Below are 18697 nucleotides of genomic sequence, written 5' to 3'. Positions count from 1 at the left end.
AAACAAATTCACGATTAAACAATAAAAATTATCTTTTTGAAATTTCGTCTCTAATTTTGGCAGCTTTTTCGTAATCTTCTTGCGATACAGCCTGATCCAGAAGTTCGTTTAGCTCTTGTAGAGAATGCTTGGCGTACACATCACCCGACTGATTTGTTTCTTCTTCCTGTCCGAAAGTTTCAGGATTAGAGAGTACATCGTCAATTTCTTGAGCGCCCTGATCGGTCTCAGCAGTATTTGATTTTAAATAAATACCTGCCTTGTCTAAAATGTTTTTATAGGTAAAAATCGGTGCATTAAAACGCAGCGCCAATGCGATCGCATCAGAAGTTCTGGCGTCTATAATTTCCTCAATTTTGTCTCTTTCGCAGATTAAACTCGAATAAAAAACACCATCGACCAATTTGTGTATAATGACCTGTTTGACCACAATATCAAATCGCTCGGCAAAGTTTTTGAACAAATCGTGCGTCAATGGGCGAGGAGGTTTTATTTCTTTTTCTAATGCGATAGCAATAGATTGTGCCTCAAATGCACCAATGACAATGGGTAATTTTCTTTCGCCATCAACTTCGTTCAAAATTAGAGCATACGCGCCATTTTGAGTTTGGCTGTATGATATTCCTTTTATGGATAATTTTACTAGACTCATATATGTGGGTAAAAAAGGGCAATTATTGCCTCATTTTAATACTTTTTTGGATTAAAAAATAAAGGTGCAATTTTAATCAAAATTTATCGAACAAAAAAGCTACCTAAAGCAAAGATACGATTATCTTGTTTTTAGGTAGCTATATTTTTATAGAGAATTTTAAATTAAGAATGTTGTGCTTTAAAAGCTTTCATTTTCTCAATTAATTTTGGTACAATTTCAAATGCATCACCTACGATTCCGTAATCAGCAACTTTAAAGAACGGTGCTTCCGCATCGCTGTTGATTACTACTTTTACTTTAGATGAGTTGATTCCTGCGATATGCTGGATAGCTCCAGAAATACCAATAGCAATATAAAGGTTGGTTGCAACTGGTTTTCCTGTTTGACCCACGTGTTCGCTATGAGGTCTCCATCCTAAATCTGAAACGGGTTTAGAACAAGCAGTCGCTGCACCAAGTACAGAAGCAAGTTCTTCGATCATTCCCCAGTTTTCAGGACCTTTTAATCCGCGGCCACCCGAAACTACTATATCGGCATCGGCGATAGATACTTTTCCGCTTCCTTTTTCTACAGATTCTACTTTTACGCCAAAATCATTGTCACCAATAGTTGGGTTAAAATCTTCTTCAGTAGCAGATCCTGCACTTTCAAAAATTCCGTAAGAGTTTTTAGCAAGGCCAAGAACTTTTACATCTGTGCTGATTTCAGTAATATTAAAAGCTTTGTTTGAGAAAGCATTTCTTTTTACCTGAAAAGGAGAAGTGCTTACTGGTAAGCCTACCACATTTGAAGCAAAACCAGCTTCTAAGGCTACTGCCACTAACGAAGAAAGGTAAATACTGTCTGTTGTAGAAGAAAGCAAAACTAATTTTGTGCCTTCTTTTTGTGCAGCTTGTTTGATCACATCGGCGTAAGCCTTAGCGGTAAAACCAGCTAATTTATCGTTGTTTACTTTTAGAACTTTATCAACTCCGTATTTAGATAATTCGCTTACATCGCTAATGTTTACGGTCAATGCGGTAACAGTTGTTCCCAATGTTTCGGCTACTTTTTTAGCGTATGAAGCTAATTCAAAAGCCACTTTTTTAAATTTTCCTTCTGCAGATTCTGCATATATTAATATTGACATAATAATTTTGGATTTTAGATTTTAGATTTTAGATTTCAGATTTTTTAAAATTGAAATCTAAAATGATTATTGATTTTAGATTTTGAAGTGAATCAAATGTTGAATTTTTAGATTTCGTATTGCAATCAGCAATTTAAAATCTAAACTCTACAATCTTAAATCACCTTTGCTTCGTTGTGTAATAAATTTACTAACTCATCTAAATTATCAGCTGAAACCAATTTTACTGCTGATTTAGGAGCTGGTTTTTCAAATTTTACTGCTTTTGTGTTTACTGCAGCGTCTACTGGTTCCAGAATAGTTAACGCTTTTGTTCTTGCGGTCATAATTCCTCTCATGTTCGGGATGCGTAAATCTTTTTCCTCAACAAGACCTTTTTGACCTCCAATAATTAAAGGTAAAGTAGTAGCTACAGTTTCTTTTCCACCATCGATTTCGCGAACAGCTTTTACATTATTTCCATCAACTGTTAGCGATGTACAAGAGTTTAAGAAGTTAGAACCTAAAATTCCAGCGATCATTCCAGGAACCATTCCACCATTATAATCCAGAGATTCTTTTCCAGCAATTACCAAGTCGTAACCGCCATTTTTGATAACTTCTGCCAATTGTTTAGCAACAAAAAAACCATCGGTTGGAGTAGCATTTACACGAATTGCTTCGTTTGCGCCAATAGCCAATGCTTTACGCAAAGTAGGCTCAGTGTCCGGGCCTCCAACATTTACTACAGTTACGGTAGCACCTTGTTGTTCTTGAAACCAAATTGCTCTTGTTAGACCAAATTCATCATTAGGATTAATCACATATTGTACGCCATTAGTATCAAACTCTGAATCACCGTTGGTAAAGTTAATTTTTGAAGTGGTATCAGGTACATGACTGATGCAAACTAATATTTTCATAAGTATATCTATTTTTATATTTCTAAAAATTCATTATCACAAATTTAGAATTAAAATTGGAATAATATACTATGCATGCATAATATTTTTTAAAAACTATTACGTTTTCGAAGATTGCTTATTTTTGAAGACTTTTTACAGCAAAACGAAAACAAAATTTGATCATTAGCTATAATTTTTGCCAATTTTGTTGTGTCTCATGTTATAAAAACTGTTAAACTTTAAGGTGATTCATACTGCTTTTTCAAATATTACGTTCTTAGGAAATAATTTTGTTGCTTCAGAATTAAAAGAAAAGTGATAAGTTGGTCTGGAAAATGTGCTTTATTGAACGAATAGTCTTTATTACATCGATTTCGTAAATAGTACAATAAATTTTTAAAAGTTAAAACCTAAATACGAGGATCATGTTGATGTGATTTTAAACTCAATTTATGCTTTTAAGTTATTTAAAATATTTATTTTTGCTTTCAGAAAATTCAACATACAATATAAATATGAGAACAATACAATTTAGAGAGGCCATTTGCGAAGCGATGAGCGAAGAAATGCGTCACGATGAATCCATATATTTAATGGGCGAAGAAGTTGCAGAATACAACGGAGCTTACAAGGCTTCAAAAGGAATGCTTGCTGAATTTGGCGAAAAAAGGGTAATCGATACTCCAATTGCTGAGCTTGGTTTTACAGGAATTGCAGTAGGATCAGCGATGAACGGCTGTCGTCCTATTGTAGAATACATGACATTCAACTTCTGTTTAGTTGGTATTGATCAAATTATAAATAATGCTGCTAAAATGCGTCAAATGACGGGAGGACAGTTTAATGTACCGATCGTTTTTCGTGGACCAACTGCTTCTGCTGGGCAATTAGGAGCAACTCACTCACAAGCTTTAGAAAACTGGTTTGCCAACACACCGGGTCTTAAAGTAGTAGTTCCTTCTACACCTTATGATGCAAAAGGACTTTTAAAAGCGGCTATTCGTGATAATGATCCTGTAATTTTTATGGAATCTGAGCAAATGTATGGTGATAAAGGTGAAGTTCCAGACGGAGAATATACAATTCCACTTGGAGTTGCAGATGTAAAACGTGAAGGAACAGATGTTACAATCGTATCATTTGGTAAAATCATCAAAGAAGCTTTTATTGCAGCAGATGAATTGGCCAAAGAAGGAATTTCATGCGAAATTATCGATTTAAGAACCGTTCGTCCTATGGATAACGAAGCCATCCTAAAATCGGTTAAAAAAACAAATCGTTTGGTAATTTTAGAAGAAGCGTGGCCATTTGCCAGTATTTCATCTGAAATCACTTATATCGTACAAGAACAGGCTTTTGATTTTCTTGATGCGCCAATTCAACGTATTACAACTGCCGATACACCAGCGCCTTACTCTCCTGTTTTGCTAAAGGATTGGTTGCCAAATGCAGCCGATGTGGTAAAAGCAGTAAAGAAAGTAATGTACAAATAGTAAATTAAACAATACTCATAAAACTTCATCAGTCATATTAATTGATGAAGTTTTTTTTTGGAGATCATGAAAAAAATAATTGTAGTAAGTCTATTTTTTGTATTTGCATTTGCAAATAGTATTATTGCACAAACTAAAGTGAGTGGCGTTGTTCTGGACAAATCAAACCAGCCAATTCCTTTTGCAAATGTGGTTTTTAAAGGCTCGAATACAGGAATAGTTTCTAATGAGGATGGACGTTTTTACCTCGAATCTCCTAATAATTATACGGCCTTATTAGTAAGTTCTGCTGGATTTTCAGATAAAGAAGTTACTTTGGAAAAAGCAGTAAATTATGAATTTAAAATTGTTTTAAGCGAACCTGAAGCGCTAAATGAAGTCGTGATTTTTACAGGAAAAACATCCAAAAAAAATAATCCTGCATTGGATATTTTGAGAAAAATTTGGGAAAGAAAACGTAAAAATGGCTTGTATATTTTTAATCAATATCAGATGAAAAAGTACGAGAAAGTCGAGTTTGATATGAACACGATTGACAGTGCTTTTATGAAAAGTAAACTCTTTAAAGGAATGGAGTTTATATTTAATCATGTTGATACTTCAGATGTAACAGGAAAAACTTATTTACCAATATTTATAAGCGAATCACTGTACGATGTTTACGGTGATAATAAATCAAAAAAGACAAAAGAGAACATGCAGGCCAATAAAACGTCAGGTTTTAATGGCAATCAGCAGGTTTTGGCTTTTGTAAAAGATTTATATTCTGATTATAATATTTACGACAATCACCTAAAGTTTTTTGATAAAAGCTTTACCAGTCCGCTTTCAAGAACCGGAATAGATGTTTACAATTATGTACTGAAAGACAGTGCTTATATCGATAAAAAATGGTGTTATAATATTGTATTTTATCCGAGACGCAAAAACGAATTGACGTTTAAAGGAGATTTTTGGGTAAATGATACCACTTTTGCGATCAAAAAAATAAATATGGGCGTTACTAAAAGCGCCAATATCAACTGGGTAAAAGATATCTATATCGAGCAGGAATTTGAGGTGACCAATGATTCTGTTTTTCTGTTGACTCGTGATTACATGATGTCTGATTTTGCTTTAAATAAAAAAGAAAAATCAAAAGGAGTATATGGAAAACGAACCACCTTATTTAAGGATCATAAGTTTAATATTCAAAAGCCAGAAAGTTTTTATAAACAGGAAGTCAATTATATAGACAACGAAGTTTATGCCAAAACTGATGAATTTTGGGAGGAAAACCGTTTTGAAAACCTAAATAAAGACGAAAAAGGTATTTATAAAATGCTTGATACGCTGCAAAATGTCAAACGTTTTAAGCAATTGTACAGTGTGGCCTCTATTTTAGGAAGCGGATATGTTGAGTTTAATAAATTTGATTTTGGACCAATATTTTCAACTTTTGGTTACAACGAAGTCGAAGGACTACGATTGCGATTAGGAGGAAGAACCTATTTTGGACGAAACGACCCTTGGCGTTTGCAAGGATATACGGCCTACGGATTCGATGATAATAAATTTAAGTACGGAATTTCAGGAAAATGGATGGTCGACAAGAAAAACCGACTCATCATTTCTGGAGGAAATAGGCGTGATATCGAGCAAATTGGAGCAAGTTTAACAACTACCAACGATGTTTTGGGCAGAAGTTTTGCTTCTTCTGCATTATTTACAACGGGAAGCAACGGAAAATTAACCAATATTAATTTGACCAATGTGGCCATAGAAATGGAGCCTATAAAAAACTTTAATGTACTCGTTGGACTTTCTTACAGGACATTAGAATCGGCTTCAAGTGTATTTAGTTTAGATTATTATACGACTTTGCCAACGGCTCAAAATCCTTCGGGAGTGGTTAAAAGCGATGTAAAACAATCAGAAGCAAATATTCAATTTGAATACACACCAAAACGCAAAACAATTGGCTATGGAGTAGAAAGAACCGATGTTGACAGCCCATACAGCCGCTTTTTTGTTAATTTTAGTTATGGTTTAAAAGGTGTTTTAGACAGTGATTTTGCCTATGAAAAAGTTCAATTGTTCTACAAACAACCAATTATTATAGGGCCGTTAGGAAGATCTAATGTTATTATTGAAACAGGAAAAACTTTCGGAACAATTCCGTTAGGACTGATGAGTGTCATTCCGGGTAACCAAACCTATTTTACGATAGAAAATACTTTTAGTAATCTAAATTTCTACGAATTTATCACAGATCAATATACCACTTTTCAATGGAATCACGATTTTGGAGGTAGATTATTTTCCAGAATTCCGCTCATGCGAAAATTGAATTGGCGAGAATATGTGGGAGTAAGAGGAGTTTACGGAACTATCTCTGATGAAAATCGTGCTATCAACGCATCGACGCAGCCGTATGTTGCTCCCGAAAATGTGTACTGGGAGTACAATGTCGGAATAGGAAATATCTTCAAAGTATTCAGAATCGATTTTTCTTGGAGAGGTAGTTACCTAAATACGCCTGAGGCTAATAAATTTGCGATAAAAGGATCTTTCGGATTCTATTTCTAATAAATTAATATGTCAGGTTAAGCGAAATAAAAGCCTATTTAAATCTCGCAAAGACGCCAAGTTGTAAATCTTCTGCTTCTTTGCGAGATTTTTAATTAATTTTAGAAGCTAATCCCGCTATCCGTTCCAATCTTTTTCGTCCTTCCCGATGGCTATCGGGAAGGACGAAAAAGGATTTCCACTGCTATCGGGGCTAAAAAACTCTCAGGTATGCAAGAAGCAATCGATTATCTAACATCCAAAAATTCGATATTTCTAGAGATAATCAAAAAATATGGATTACCTCAAATTCCCAAACGCCCACAAGGTTTTGAAACTTTGGTGCTGCTAATATTAGAGCAGCAAGTCTCTGTAGATTCGGCGAAAGCCACTTTTCTAAAAATCAAATCACATACCGTTTGCAATCCCGAAACTTTATCCATTTTACCCGATGAAGAATTTAGAATTTTGGGAGTCAGCCGGCAGAAAACACAATACATCAAAATTTTAGCGGAAGCGATTTTAAGTAAAGAACTCGATATAGAAAGTTTGGCTGTAAAATCGGCAGAAGAAGTTCGCAAAGAGCTCATACAGCTCAAAGGAATCGGAAATTGGACGATCGACATTTACTTAATGTTTTGTCTTCAGGAGCCCGATTTGATTCCGCTTGGCGATATTGCGGTCGTCAATACGATCAAAGAATTGCTGGATATTCACGACAAAAAAGAGATGCAAATTCATGTCCAGCAATGGAGTCCGTACCGCTCTTATGCAACCTATTTGCTTTGGCATTATTACCTTAGCAAACGAAATCGAAAAATAACGTATTAAGTAACTGTTTTTAAAAGAAAAGTGCACAGATTAATGTGGTTTTTTATTGTAAAAAAGGATTCTTTAGTTACTTTTGCAATCGAAATTATAGATATAATAAAAAAAGAAAATGACTGCAGACAAACTAAAGACTTTCGATGTGTTGATCGAAATACCAAGAGGAAGTAGAAATAAATACGAGTACGATTTTGAGATTAAAAGAATGCGTTTTGACAGAATGTTGTTCTCGTCAATGATGTATCCGGCAGATTACGGATTTATTCCGGAAACTTTGGCTCTTGATGGTGATCCTCTGGATGTATTGGTTTTGGTAAACGAGCCTACTTTCCCTGGATGTGTTATGGAAGTAAAACCAATTGGTGTTTTTCACATGGCAGATGATAAAGGACCAGACGAAAAAATTATTTGTGTACCAGTTTCAGATCCAATCTGGAATTCACTAAACGACCTTTCAGATATTAATGGACACTTATTGAAAGAAATCGAGCATTTCTTCCAGGTTTACAAAGATCTTGAGAACAAAAAAGTAGATGTAGAAGGTTGGGGAGATGTAAACGAAGCTTTTGCAATTATTGCAGAATGTACAAAGCGTTTTGATGATATAGAAAACAAACCGGCAGGATTATTTAGTATTAAATAATTTTTACCATACTAATTTATAAAAAAAGCAATATTCCGTTAGGAGTATTGCTTTTTTGTTTAAATTCGTTTAGTTAGTTTATTGACTATTAACCAAAACCATTAAAACATTATGAATGCATTTATGATTTATTTGCCAATTGTCATGGCAATTATTGGGTTACTTTTCATGGGAATAAAAAGGAGTTGGGTGTTAAAACAAGATGCTGGAGATGGTAAGATGAAAGAAATTTCAGATTACATTTATGAAGGCGCACTCGCATTTTTAAAGGCTGAATACAAATTATTGACGATTTTTGTAATTATTGCCAGTATAGCTTTGGCGGGAATCACTTTCATTCCGGGTGTCAAAACACATTTATTAATAGTTATCGCATTCATTTTTGGAGCATTATTTTCGGCTTATGCAGGGAATATCGGTATGAAAATAGCAACCAAAACAAACGTTAGAACTACTCAGGCCGCCCGTACAAGTTTGCCACAAGCATTAAAAGTATCTTTTGGCGGAGGAACCGTAATGGGGCTTGGTGTTGCAGGTTTAGCTGTTTTGGGTTTGACAGGATTTTTTATCATTTTCTTTCAGCTCCTCTCCGGTGGTGTCTGGAAAGATACAGAAACGATGACTATTGTACTGGAAACCTTAGCAGGATTTTCGCTTGGTGCTGAGTCTATCGCTTTGTTTGCCAGAGTAGGTGGCGGAATTTACACAAAAGCAGCCGATGTTGGTGCCGATTTAGTGGGCAAGGTAGAAGCCGGGATTCCCGAAGACGATCCTCGTAATCCCGCTACAATTGCTGATAACGTTGGTGATAATGTGGGTGACGTTGCCGGAATGGGCGCCGATTTGTTTGGTTCGTATGTAGCAACAGTTTTAGCTGCAATGGTACTCGGGAATTACGTTATCAAAGATATGGGAGGAAATATTCAGGATGCTTTTGGCGGAATTGGGCCTATTTTATTACCAATGGCAATTGCTGGTTTCGGAATTATATTTTCTATCATCGGGACTATGTTAGTAAAGATATCAGACGATAATGCCAAAGAAGCACAAGTACAAAAAGCATTGAATATAGGAAACTGGGTATCTATTGTTTTAACTGCAGTTGCATGTTTTTTTCTCGTACAATATATGCTGCCAGAAACCATGCAAATGAGCTTTTTTGGAGAAGGTGCTAAAGATATCTCATCAATGCGTGTTTTTTATGCGACTTTAGTGGGTCTGGTTGTGGGAGGAGCTATTTCATCCGTAACCGAATATTATACAGGTTTGGGCACAAAACCCGTTATGGCAATTGTGCAAAAATCTTCAACAGGAGCAGGAACAAACGTTATTGCCGGTTTGGCAACAGGAATGATTTCGACTTTTCCAACAGTTTTATTGTTTGCAGCTGCCATCTGGATCTCGTATGCTTTGGCTGGATTTTATGGTGTTGCTTTGGCAGCATCAGCTATGATGGCAACTACAGCCATGCAATTGGCAATTGATGCTTTTGGGCCCATCTCTGATAACGCTGGAGGTATTGCCGAAATGAGTGAATTACCGAAAGAAGTTCGAACCAGAACCGATATTTTAGATTCTGTTGGAAATACAACAGCAGCAACCGGAAAAGGTTTTGCTATCGCATCTGCAGCATTAACGTCATTGGCTTTGTTTGCAGCTTACGTTACTTTTACAGGAATTGACGGAATCAATATTTTTAAAGCCCCAGTTCTAGCAATGTTATTCGTGGGCGGAATGATTCCGGTAGTTTTTTCAGCTTTAGCGATGAATTCTGTTGGGAAAGCAGCTATGGATATGGTATATGAAGTACGTCGTCAGTTTAAGGAAATTCCAGGAATTATGGAAGGGACAGGAAAACCTGAATACGGAAAATGTGTCGAAATTTCTACCAAAGCCGCTTTACGCGAAATGATGTTACCCGGAATTTTGACCATTGGTTTCCCTATTGCTATTGTGCTTTTAGGAAAATTAGTGTATTCTGATAACAATCAATTAATAGCCGAAATGTTGGGTGGTTATATGGCTGGAGTTACTGTTTCCGGAGTATTGTGGGCTGTTTTCCAAAACAATGCCGGAGGCGCTTGGGACAATGCCAAAAAATCATTTGAAGCAGGAGTAATGATCAACGGAGAAATGACCTACAAAGGTTCTGATGCACACAAAGCTGCTGTAACAGGAGATACCGTTGGAGATCCTTTCAAGGATACTTCTGGGCCATCAATGAATATCCTGATAAAGCTTACCTGTTTGATTGGGTTAGTGATTGCACCTATTTTAGGAGAAGGGCATTCGGCTACAGCAATGACTCAAAAAAGTGCCTGTTGTGCCAAAATGGAAATGCATGCCAGTATTGGTTCTAAATGTGGAGATTTGTCTACTATGACCAAAGAAGAATGTGTTCTAATGTGCAAAGAAAAAGGTTGCACACCAGAAGAAAAGGCAAAATGTATGGCCAATTATGATGCTAACGGAAAATACATCCATCAAAAAACAGATTGTTTTGACACTAGTAAATACAATAAAAATACAGTAAAAGTTAGTTTGTCTACTACAAATGGTGTAACTGTGGGAACGGTAACAAAAACAACCAACGGAAAGACAACTACTGAGGTTTTTGAAGGGACAGAAGAAGAAGTAAAAGCAAAAATAGAAGCTGCAAAATAGTGCAGTGATCTATAATTTAGATAAATAAAAAATGTCTCTAGCGTATGTTAGAGACATTTTTATTTTTTATCCGTTAATGTTTAAAACAATCCGTTTAGTTCGGCATCAATTCTATTAATGATATTTCCTAAATCTTCAGGATTATCAACAAAATTAATATTGTCTACATCAATTATTAGTAATTTTCCTTTAGTGTAAGTCTGCACCCAAGCTTCGTATCGCTCATTCAGGCGACTCAAATATTCTATAGAAATAGAGTTCTCATATTCGCGTCCGCGTTTGTGAATTTGTCCCACGAGATTAGGGATAGAACTCCTCAAATAAATCAATAAATCGGGAGCTTTTACTAGCGATTCCATCAATTCAAAAAGCGAAGTGTAGTTCTCAAAATCACGGCTCGTCATCAATCCCATTGAGTATAAGTTGGGAGCAAAAATATGCGCATCTTCGTAGATCGTTCTGTCTTGAACAATTTTTTTTCCGCTTTCGCGAATTTGTAACACCTGACGGAAACGACTATTAAGGAAATAAATTTGTAAATTAAACGACCAACGTTCCATTTGGTGGTAAAAATCATCTAAATACGGATTATCCACCACATCTTCATAATGGGGTTCCCATTTAAAATGTTTAGCTAATAATTTGGTCAAAGTGGTCTTTCCTGCGCCTATATTTCCTGCTATTGCTATGTGCATTACGGTATTACGATTTTATAATTTGTAATTTCTTTGGGTGTAAAAATAGATAAAATTTGGTCTTTGTAACGGAATTTTGTAAACGTTTTTTCTGAAATTTTAATTTCTGAAACCGCTTCCGAATTTACGTCTCTATTATCTTTCAAATACAATAAATTAGCCTTGCTAAACAGAAATTGATTTGAGTTTAAAAGAGCAACTTCATCAAAACGGGGAATCTTTCCTAATGTTGTGGTTTTTCCGAAAATAGTACAGGAGAACCAATTATTTTTTTCATCAATCCAGTAAAAAGTATTAAAATCGGTCTGATAATATTTAATGTTTTCGGCAAATGGTGTAGAAACCGTTTTGTATTCATTTTTCAAATAATCAAACAGACCAATTTGCTGGTTTAGAGAATTATAAACCCACAGTTGATTTTGTGAGGACATCCCAACCGCTGTTGCGACAATGGGTTCTGCATTTTGAGAAAAATTAATTCGAGAAGTCTCATTAAGTTGATTATCAAGTAAAATAACGGTATTAAAATCTTCATAAAACAAAACTATTTTTAAGGGATTTTGCAAATCGACTTTTGTTATTTTTCCCAAAGAAACATTTTTGTATTCAAAAATTTCGGTTTCTTTTATTTTACTAAAAACATTATTTTTTATCTGATAATAATAGCCAAAAGAATCATAACCAAGAAATTCTTCGCCATTAAATACGAGTTGCGAAAAAGAAGTAGGAGTTAGGTTTTGAGCAGCAACTATTGAAAATGAAAAACTACTAAAAAAAAGGAAAATTAAGGTTTTAGATAGCATCCGATTTATGAAATTTGAGATTGATAAAGAGCCAAATTACAAAAAACAGGATTAGTAATGGCTTAAATTATTTTTTAGTTGACAAAATTCATTTTATTGATAAATAGTTGCAAAAGACTTGTTTTGGTCTATAGTTTGACCAGATTCATCTATTTAATTTTTAATGTTGTGAAATTAATAATACATTTGAGTGTAGGTTTTATCCGATTTCAAAAAAAACAAAATTATAAAAATGAAAAAGACACTATTTTATATGCTTTTGATGCTGGTTTTTGTAAAAGTACAAGCTCAAAAAGACTTTCAGGGAATGGCCGTTTACGAGTCAAAAACTCAGGCTCCAAAAATGGACGGTTTGCGAGCGGGCAATCGTGATATTACGCCAGAAATGCAAAAAACCATGGAAGAGCGAATGAAGACAATGTTGGAAAAAACATTTGTTTTAAATTTTGATAAATCTACTTCTACATACAAAGAAGAGGAAAAATTAGATGCTCCAGGACAGCAAAACGGAGGAATGCGCATTATGATGAACTCATTTATGGGCGGTGGAGGCACTTTTTATAAAGATGTAAAAACCAAAAAATATACAGTCGATAAGGAATTTATGGGCAAAGAGTTTTTGGTTATTGATTCGTTACCGAAGTTCAACTGGAAATTAGAGTCAGAAACCAAGCAAATTGGTGGTTATAATTGCTACAAGGCTACGGCAGTTCGAGAAGCAAGTAAAACTGATTTTAGAAATTTCAGGCCAAAAAATCAGGACAATAAAAAGGACGATGTCAAAAAAACAACTACTGAAAAGACAACCAATTTTGAAGATAGTTTTGAGATTCCAAAAGAAATTGTAATCACGGCTTGGTACTCGCCTGAAATTCCAATTAATCAAGGGCCAGAAAACTATTGGGGATTGCCAGGTTTGATTTTGGAAATAAACGACGGAAAAACCGTTATTTTATGTTCTAAAATTGTCTTGAATGCCAAAGATAAAGTCGTGATAAAAGCACCTGCAAAAGGAAAAGAAGTGACACAGAAAGAATATGACGAAACCGTTATTAAAAAAATGGAAGAGTTTAGAGAAATGAATCGCGGACGTGGTGCAAATGGTGGGCCACCAATGATTAGACAATAACTTTTTAGCACTTCAATTTTAGATTTTTTTAATGAAAAATACATTCTTATTCCTAGTTTTTTTAATTAACTCTTTTTCGTTTTCTCAAAGTATTCGTTTTGATGGATTTATTCAGGACGAGCAAAAAAATCCCTTAGAAATGGCCAATATTATGGCCGTAAACAATGCGACAAAAGCAATGGATTCGTACGGAATCACCAATGATAAAGGGAAATTTCAGTTACTGTTAAAGCCAAATACAGCCTATTCTATCAAAATTAGCTATCTCGGAATGAAGTCGAAAGAGATTGCCATTACCACTCAGGCGGTAAATCTGTCGCAAACAATCGTAATGGATGATGCCGGAATCGAGCTCGAAGGTGTAGAAATTGTGCGCGAAATGCCAGTTTCCATCAAAGGAGATACGATTGTGTACAATGCAGATTCTTTTAAATCTGGAACCGAAAGGAAGTTGGAAGATGTTCTGAAAAAATTACCAGGAGTTGAGGTAAATGCGGATGGAGAAATAGAAGTTGAGGGTAAAAAAGTAAGCAAATTGATGGTAGAAGGGAAAGACTTTTTTGATGGTGATACCAAACTAGGAGTCAAAAATATTCCTGCCGATGCAATTGATAAAATACAAGTTTTAAGAAATTATAATGAAGTAGGAGCATTGAAAGGTTTGGAAAATGACCAAGAGAATGTGGCGATGAATATCAAACTAAAAGAGGGGAAAAAGAATTTTTGGTTTGGAGATATGACCGCAGGAACAGGTGTTGGAGAACTTGATAGCCGCTATATTATCAATCCAAAATTGTTTTATTACAGCCCAAAATACAGTATTAACCTGATTACTAATTTTAATAATATTGGAGAATTGCCACTTACGGCTCAGGACTATTTTAAGTTTACGGGTGGTTTTAAAAATTTGATGAAAAAAGGCGGAAGTAACTTTAATATTTCGTCTAATGATATTGGTATTTCACTTTTAAGAAACAATCGCGCCAAGGAAATTGAAACCAAATTTGGCGCTACAAATTTTGCTTATTCGGTAACAAAAAACTGGAATCTTAGTGGTTTTGGAATTCTTTCATACTCAAAAACAGATCTGGAAACCAAATCTCAAACTACGATTTTAGATTCTGGAAATCAGCAAAAAAGAGACGAATTAGCACATCAAAAAAACAACTTGGGACTTTTTAAATTAAGTTCAAGTTACAAGCCTAATACCAAACTTCAGTTTGATTATGATGTTTTGACTAAGCTGACCAAGCAGGATGAAGAGACAAGTTTATTGCGAGAATCGGTAGTGGGAAACCTGACTTCTTCAGAGAATATTTTTACCAAAAAGAAGCAAGATCCGACCTCGATAAATCAGAATTTGAGTTTGTATTATACACAAAGTGATAAAAATATTTTTGCTTTTGAAATGCAACATCTGTACCAGGACGAGAATCCTTTTTACAATGCCAATTTGCAGTCGCAACCTTTTTTTCTATCAGGCTATACATCGGGACAAAACCGAAATGATTTGAATCAGGATCGCTTCGTAAAGACGAATAAACTCGATGCAAAATTAGATTATTACTACATGGTTACGCCAAAAAGCAATATCAATATTACGGTAGGAAATACGTATTCGTATCAAAATTTTAATTCGCATATTTTTCAGATTTTGGATGATGGATCAAAAAACGATTTAAATGATGCGGATAATAATAATCAGGTAAACTATCAGTTTGATGATGCTTTTTTAGGTTTTCATTATAAAATACTTTCCGGAAAATTTACTTTGACACCCGGTTTTAGTGTGCATTCTTATGCCATGACCAACACGCAGTTGGGTACAGATTATTCGCAAAATTTCACAAAGATTTTACCGGACTTTTTTGCGTTATATCAAATAAAAAAAGCCGAAACTTTGACGTATAATTTCTCGCTATCCAACGATTTTACAGATGTTAATCAGTTGGCTGGGGGATATGTGTTGTCTGATTACAGTAGCTTATTCAGAGGAAACCGTTTCTTAGAAAATGCGACTTCGCAAGTACATTCGTTGCGTTATTTTAAGTACAATATGTTTAATTTTGAGAATATTTTTGCTTTTGCTACTTACACAAAAAAAGTAGATGCCATCAAAACAATAGCTAAATTTAATGGTATTAATCAGTCCTCAGAACCCTATAATTCAAATTTGGCAGATGAAACTTTCACAGGGGTGGGAAGTTATGGGCGCTCTTTTTTAAAAAATTATAAAGCTTCTTTTAGCGCTAATTTCAATTGGTCTAAATTTAATAATATTCAGAATGACGAGCTCGCTACGACCGAAAGTTTTAGCCAGAATTATACATTAAAAGCGTCAACAAATTTTAAAAACATGCCTAATATTGAGTTGGGATATAACGCTTTAATTAATAAATATAGCGGTTCAACTTATTATACAGACAAACCCTTTGCGCGTTTGGATTATTATTTTTTGGATAGTTTTTCTTTTGTTTCTGAATACGAATTTTATCATTATTACAGGACTGACAAGTCAGTTGATAATGAGTACGATTTTTTGAGTGCTAGCTTGATATATCAAAAGAAAGACAGTAAATGGGAGTACAAAGTGTCTGCTACCAATTTATTAAACACGACGTATCTTAACGATGACAGCTTCTCGCAGTTTTCTACAAGAGTTTCGCAATACACGGTTCAGCCTCGTTATATTATCTTTTCTATGAAATATAATTTATAAGATTTTATGTGTGAAAGCATTACTTTTTGTGTTGGTTTTTAGCAAGAATAAAATATCTTTGTTTCATAATTAACCGCCAATCCTATCACCATGAAAAATGTACTGTGGAGTTTCTGTGCCTTTGTATGTGTCGCTTTTACTTCTTATTCCCAAACAAAATCTATAGAGAAAGGAACCTACCTTTCTACGAATAAAGGACAAAAAATTAAACTGAATTTGCTTGATAATGACAAGTACGAGTTGGTGTTTTATTCAGGAGACTATGAAGTAAAGGGTGATTCATTATTGTTTAAAAAACCAGATAAACTGGCAGATGTTTTTGATTTGGAATATTCAAAAGATAAAAACATAAAATCAAAAAAGGTAAAAGTTAAGTTTTTAGATGCTTATAATTCTTTTTATTTAGGAACCCAAAGTGGCGCTCAGGATGTAGTGTATCAAAAGATCAAAATTGATTATGATGCTAATCCAAGCCAAACAGATGTTGAGGTTGAAATCGATCAACCCGATTTTATGTATTTAGTTTACGAGGGTTATGATGGCAAAAGTAGCGTTTGTAAATATGCATTGCCAAAAGAGATCAATCAGGTTGTGGTAAAATATTCGCCAGATGTTATGGGCGATCTAAATATTAGCGGTTATTTTGATGCAAAAACAAATGAATTAATACTTGGAGATAAATTAGGCAAGAATCCTCTAGTTTTTCAATCTGAAAAAAATGCCATTGTTGCTGGTTCTAATTCGAAAATTACACCAGTAGAATCTTTGGTTATTCCATATTTTACATATCCGGGCAAAGAGCCTTTATTGACCGAGGATATTGTCATAGGAGAACCCGTAGATACTACAGCAGCAGATGGAGATTGGAAGGTAGATCCGCCAATGGCTGATTCTGAATTGCCAAAAGTTGACTTTAAATTTAAAATAGAAAATAACTTAAAAGATGCAATTGCAACGACTCAAAAGGCACCTAATAAATTTTTGATAGTTTATAAGGATAGTAAAAATCCTTCGGCAAAAGCAGATTTTGATGCTTTTATAAAAGACCAGCAAATTACAGTGGGCTATTATTTTTATGATGCTTATAAACCTGAATTTGATCGTTTTAATTTTTATCTGACTTCTAAAAGTGATGATAAGTGGTTAAAAAACAATAAAATAGAAGGTGATCCTGCTATTGTTGTTCTAGACAATGATGGTACTGTGCTGGCAACTGCCCAATCTAGACTTAGAGACAAAAGTTATCAGCTGAATTATTATGATCCTTTGTGTAAAAATCTGGAAAAAGCCCAAGCTTTTTATACTTTTAAAAAGCTTAGTTCGAGTAAAAAACCGAATGATGATAATTTAATTTTGGCATTCAATAAAATAGCTGGACTTGACGTGCCTTACGATTACGATCCTTCTTATACAGATCAAAATTCCGGAGAATTTAAAATTGATTATCCAAAATTTGATAAAAAACAAATTGATCAAACATGGAATAGTTTGATTGTCGCCCATCAAAAAGATACAAAACCAAATATGTATCTTGTCGAAACGATCTTAAGAGAAATTAAAAACGTAGGTTTTACAAAGCAGTTTTTTAATGAAGAAAAAATACTAAATGACACAGATTTTCTTGCAATTGATTATCTCATAAAACATGCAGACGCAATTGAGAGAGAAAGAGCAACATTTAATGCTACAGAAAATGAAGTGCATTTAATCGGGAATATAAGTTCTGAGATTCCTAATGCATTGTCTCAGAGTAATTATTTGAGTATTGATGGCGGAGCCGCAAAAGGAAATTTCAGTGAAGAAAAAGTAATTTCAGTTTACAAAAAACTGATTTCCAGCGGTAAAGGAAACTACGATTCGTATAAATATTATTTTGATTATTTAAAGTCGACATCTCCATCGGGTGATATTGATGCTCGTTATTTAAAAGAGTTTGATTCTTTTTTTAATACTTATTTGTCGCCTGAGAAATCAAATGCATTAGAACAACTAGATAAAATGTACGATAGTGTAGAAGAAAGTTCTGAAGGATATTATGGTGGCTGGAAGGCTTTTAAAGAGTATTGTTCTAATGCCTGTAACGATGCTGCATGGTCTGTAGTAAAAAATTCTGAAAACGTAGACTTTCTTAAAAATGCGATTACATGGTCAGAATATAGTTTGATTATCAGTAAAAATAATGCGTACTATTTAGACACTCTGGCACAGTTGTATTACAAAGAGGGTCAAAAAGAAAAAGCCATTGCAACTCAAAAACAAGCAGTAAAATATTCGACAAAAATCGAAGAAGAAACAGCAGTAGAATTAAAAGAAGTTTTAAGTAAAATGCAAAACGGAACGTACTAAGAGACCTGAGAAAGTAAATATAAAACCCGATAAGTTGAACTGCCCCCAAAAAGTTAGACACTATTTGGGGGCATTTTTATGGAAAAAAGAGGAAAATATGATTATGAGTTTAAGCTTGGCTGTATAAATAAAGTTTTAAAAAACAACATTTCAGTTTATTC

13 protein-coding genes are annotated in these 18697 nt (G+C 34.4%); 8 read left to right on the top strand and 5 right to left on the bottom strand.

The annotated features are described in order from the left end of the window. Positions 1-28: 28 nt before the first annotated feature. The 3 genes from J3495_RS13430 to J3495_RS13420 all read right to left on the bottom strand — a co-directional run bounded on the left by J3495_RS13430 (position 29) and on the right by J3495_RS13420 (position 2687). A complete protein-coding gene (locus J3495_RS13430) occupies positions 29-652 on the bottom strand; it encodes a bifunctional nuclease family protein (RefSeq protein ID WP_210667061.1) in 624 nt (207 codons plus the stop codon). 164 nt (positions 653-816) lie between these two features. After that, the gene (locus J3495_RS13425) at positions 817-1785 is read right to left on the bottom strand and encodes an electron transfer flavoprotein subunit alpha/FixB family protein (protein ID WP_210667060.1); all 969 of its coding nucleotides are present in this window, start codon (positions 1783-1785) and stop codon (positions 817-819) included. A gap of 155 nt (positions 1786-1940) precedes the next feature. Next, entirely contained in the window at positions 1941-2687 is a 747-nt protein-coding gene (locus J3495_RS13420) for an electron transfer flavoprotein subunit beta/FixA family protein (protein WP_210667059.1), read from the bottom strand. A gap of 497 nt (positions 2688-3184) precedes the next feature. On the opposite strand from J3495_RS13420, the gene J3495_RS13415 reads away from it, so the two are divergent. The 5 genes from J3495_RS13415 (at position 3185) to J3495_RS13395 (ending at position 10844) form a co-directional block, all read left to right on the top strand. Then, positions 3185-4162, top strand: coding sequence for a pyruvate dehydrogenase complex E1 component subunit beta (locus J3495_RS13415; RefSeq protein WP_210667058.1), 978 nt, complete (start codon positions 3185-3187; stop codon positions 4160-4162). A gap of 66 nt (positions 4163-4228) precedes the next feature. Beyond that, positions 4229-6730, top strand: coding sequence for a DUF5686 and carboxypeptidase-like regulatory domain-containing protein (locus J3495_RS13410; RefSeq protein WP_210667057.1), 2502 nt, complete (start codon positions 4229-4231; stop codon positions 6728-6730). A 210-nt stretch (positions 6731-6940) separates the two neighbouring features. Beyond that, on the top strand, positions 6941-7540 hold the full coding sequence (locus J3495_RS13405; protein ID WP_210667056.1) for a DNA-3-methyladenine glycosylase family protein: 600 nt from the start codon (positions 6941-6943) through the stop codon (positions 7538-7540). 109 nt (positions 7541-7649) lie between these two features. Beyond that, the gene (locus J3495_RS13400; RefSeq protein WP_210667055.1) at positions 7650-8180 is read left to right on the top strand and encodes an inorganic diphosphatase; all 531 of its coding nucleotides are present in this window, start codon (positions 7650-7652) and stop codon (positions 8178-8180) included. A gap of 111 nt (positions 8181-8291) precedes the next feature. Next, positions 8292-10844, top strand: a complete 2553-nt coding sequence (locus J3495_RS13395; protein WP_210667054.1) for a sodium-translocating pyrophosphatase — start codon at positions 8292-8294, stop codon at positions 10842-10844. An 80-nt stretch (positions 10845-10924) separates the two neighbouring features. Here the strand turns inward: J3495_RS13395 and J3495_RS13390 are convergent, their stop codons facing one another. Then, complete coding sequence (locus J3495_RS13390) at positions 10925-11539, bottom strand: deoxynucleoside kinase (RefSeq protein WP_210667053.1); 615 nt, start codon at positions 11537-11539, stop codon at positions 10925-10927. Continuing rightward, complete coding sequence (locus tag J3495_RS13385) at positions 11539-12342, bottom strand: hypothetical protein (RefSeq protein ID WP_210667052.1); 804 nt, start codon at positions 12340-12342, stop codon at positions 11539-11541. Before J3495_RS13385 ends, J3495_RS13390 begins: the two co-directional genes overlap by 1 nt. A gap of 232 nt (positions 12343-12574) precedes the next feature. On the opposite strand from J3495_RS13385, the gene J3495_RS13380 reads away from it, so the two are divergent. The 3 genes from J3495_RS13380 to J3495_RS13370 all read left to right on the top strand — a co-directional run bounded on the left by J3495_RS13380 (position 12575) and on the right by J3495_RS13370 (position 18536). Beyond that, positions 12575-13471, top strand: coding sequence for a GLPGLI family protein (locus J3495_RS13380; protein WP_210667051.1), 897 nt, complete (start codon positions 12575-12577; stop codon positions 13469-13471). Positions 13472-13502: 31 nt separating this feature from the next. After that, entirely contained in the window at positions 13503-16190 is a 2688-nt protein-coding gene (locus J3495_RS13375; protein ID WP_210667050.1) for a carboxypeptidase-like regulatory domain-containing protein, read from the top strand. A gap of 90 nt (positions 16191-16280) precedes the next feature. Continuing rightward, complete coding sequence (locus tag J3495_RS13370; protein WP_210667049.1) at positions 16281-18536, top strand: hypothetical protein; 2256 nt, start codon at positions 16281-16283, stop codon at positions 18534-18536. Positions 18537-18697: the final 161 nt, after the last annotated feature.

It is taken from the genome of Flavobacterium geliluteum, from assembly GCF_017948595.1.
Classification (GTDB): Bacteria; Bacteroidota; Bacteroidia; order Flavobacteriales; family Flavobacteriaceae; genus Flavobacterium; species Flavobacterium flavipigmentatum.
Note: the sequence above shows the minus strand (reverse complement) of the source record. Positions and strands in the feature narration are given on the sequence as shown.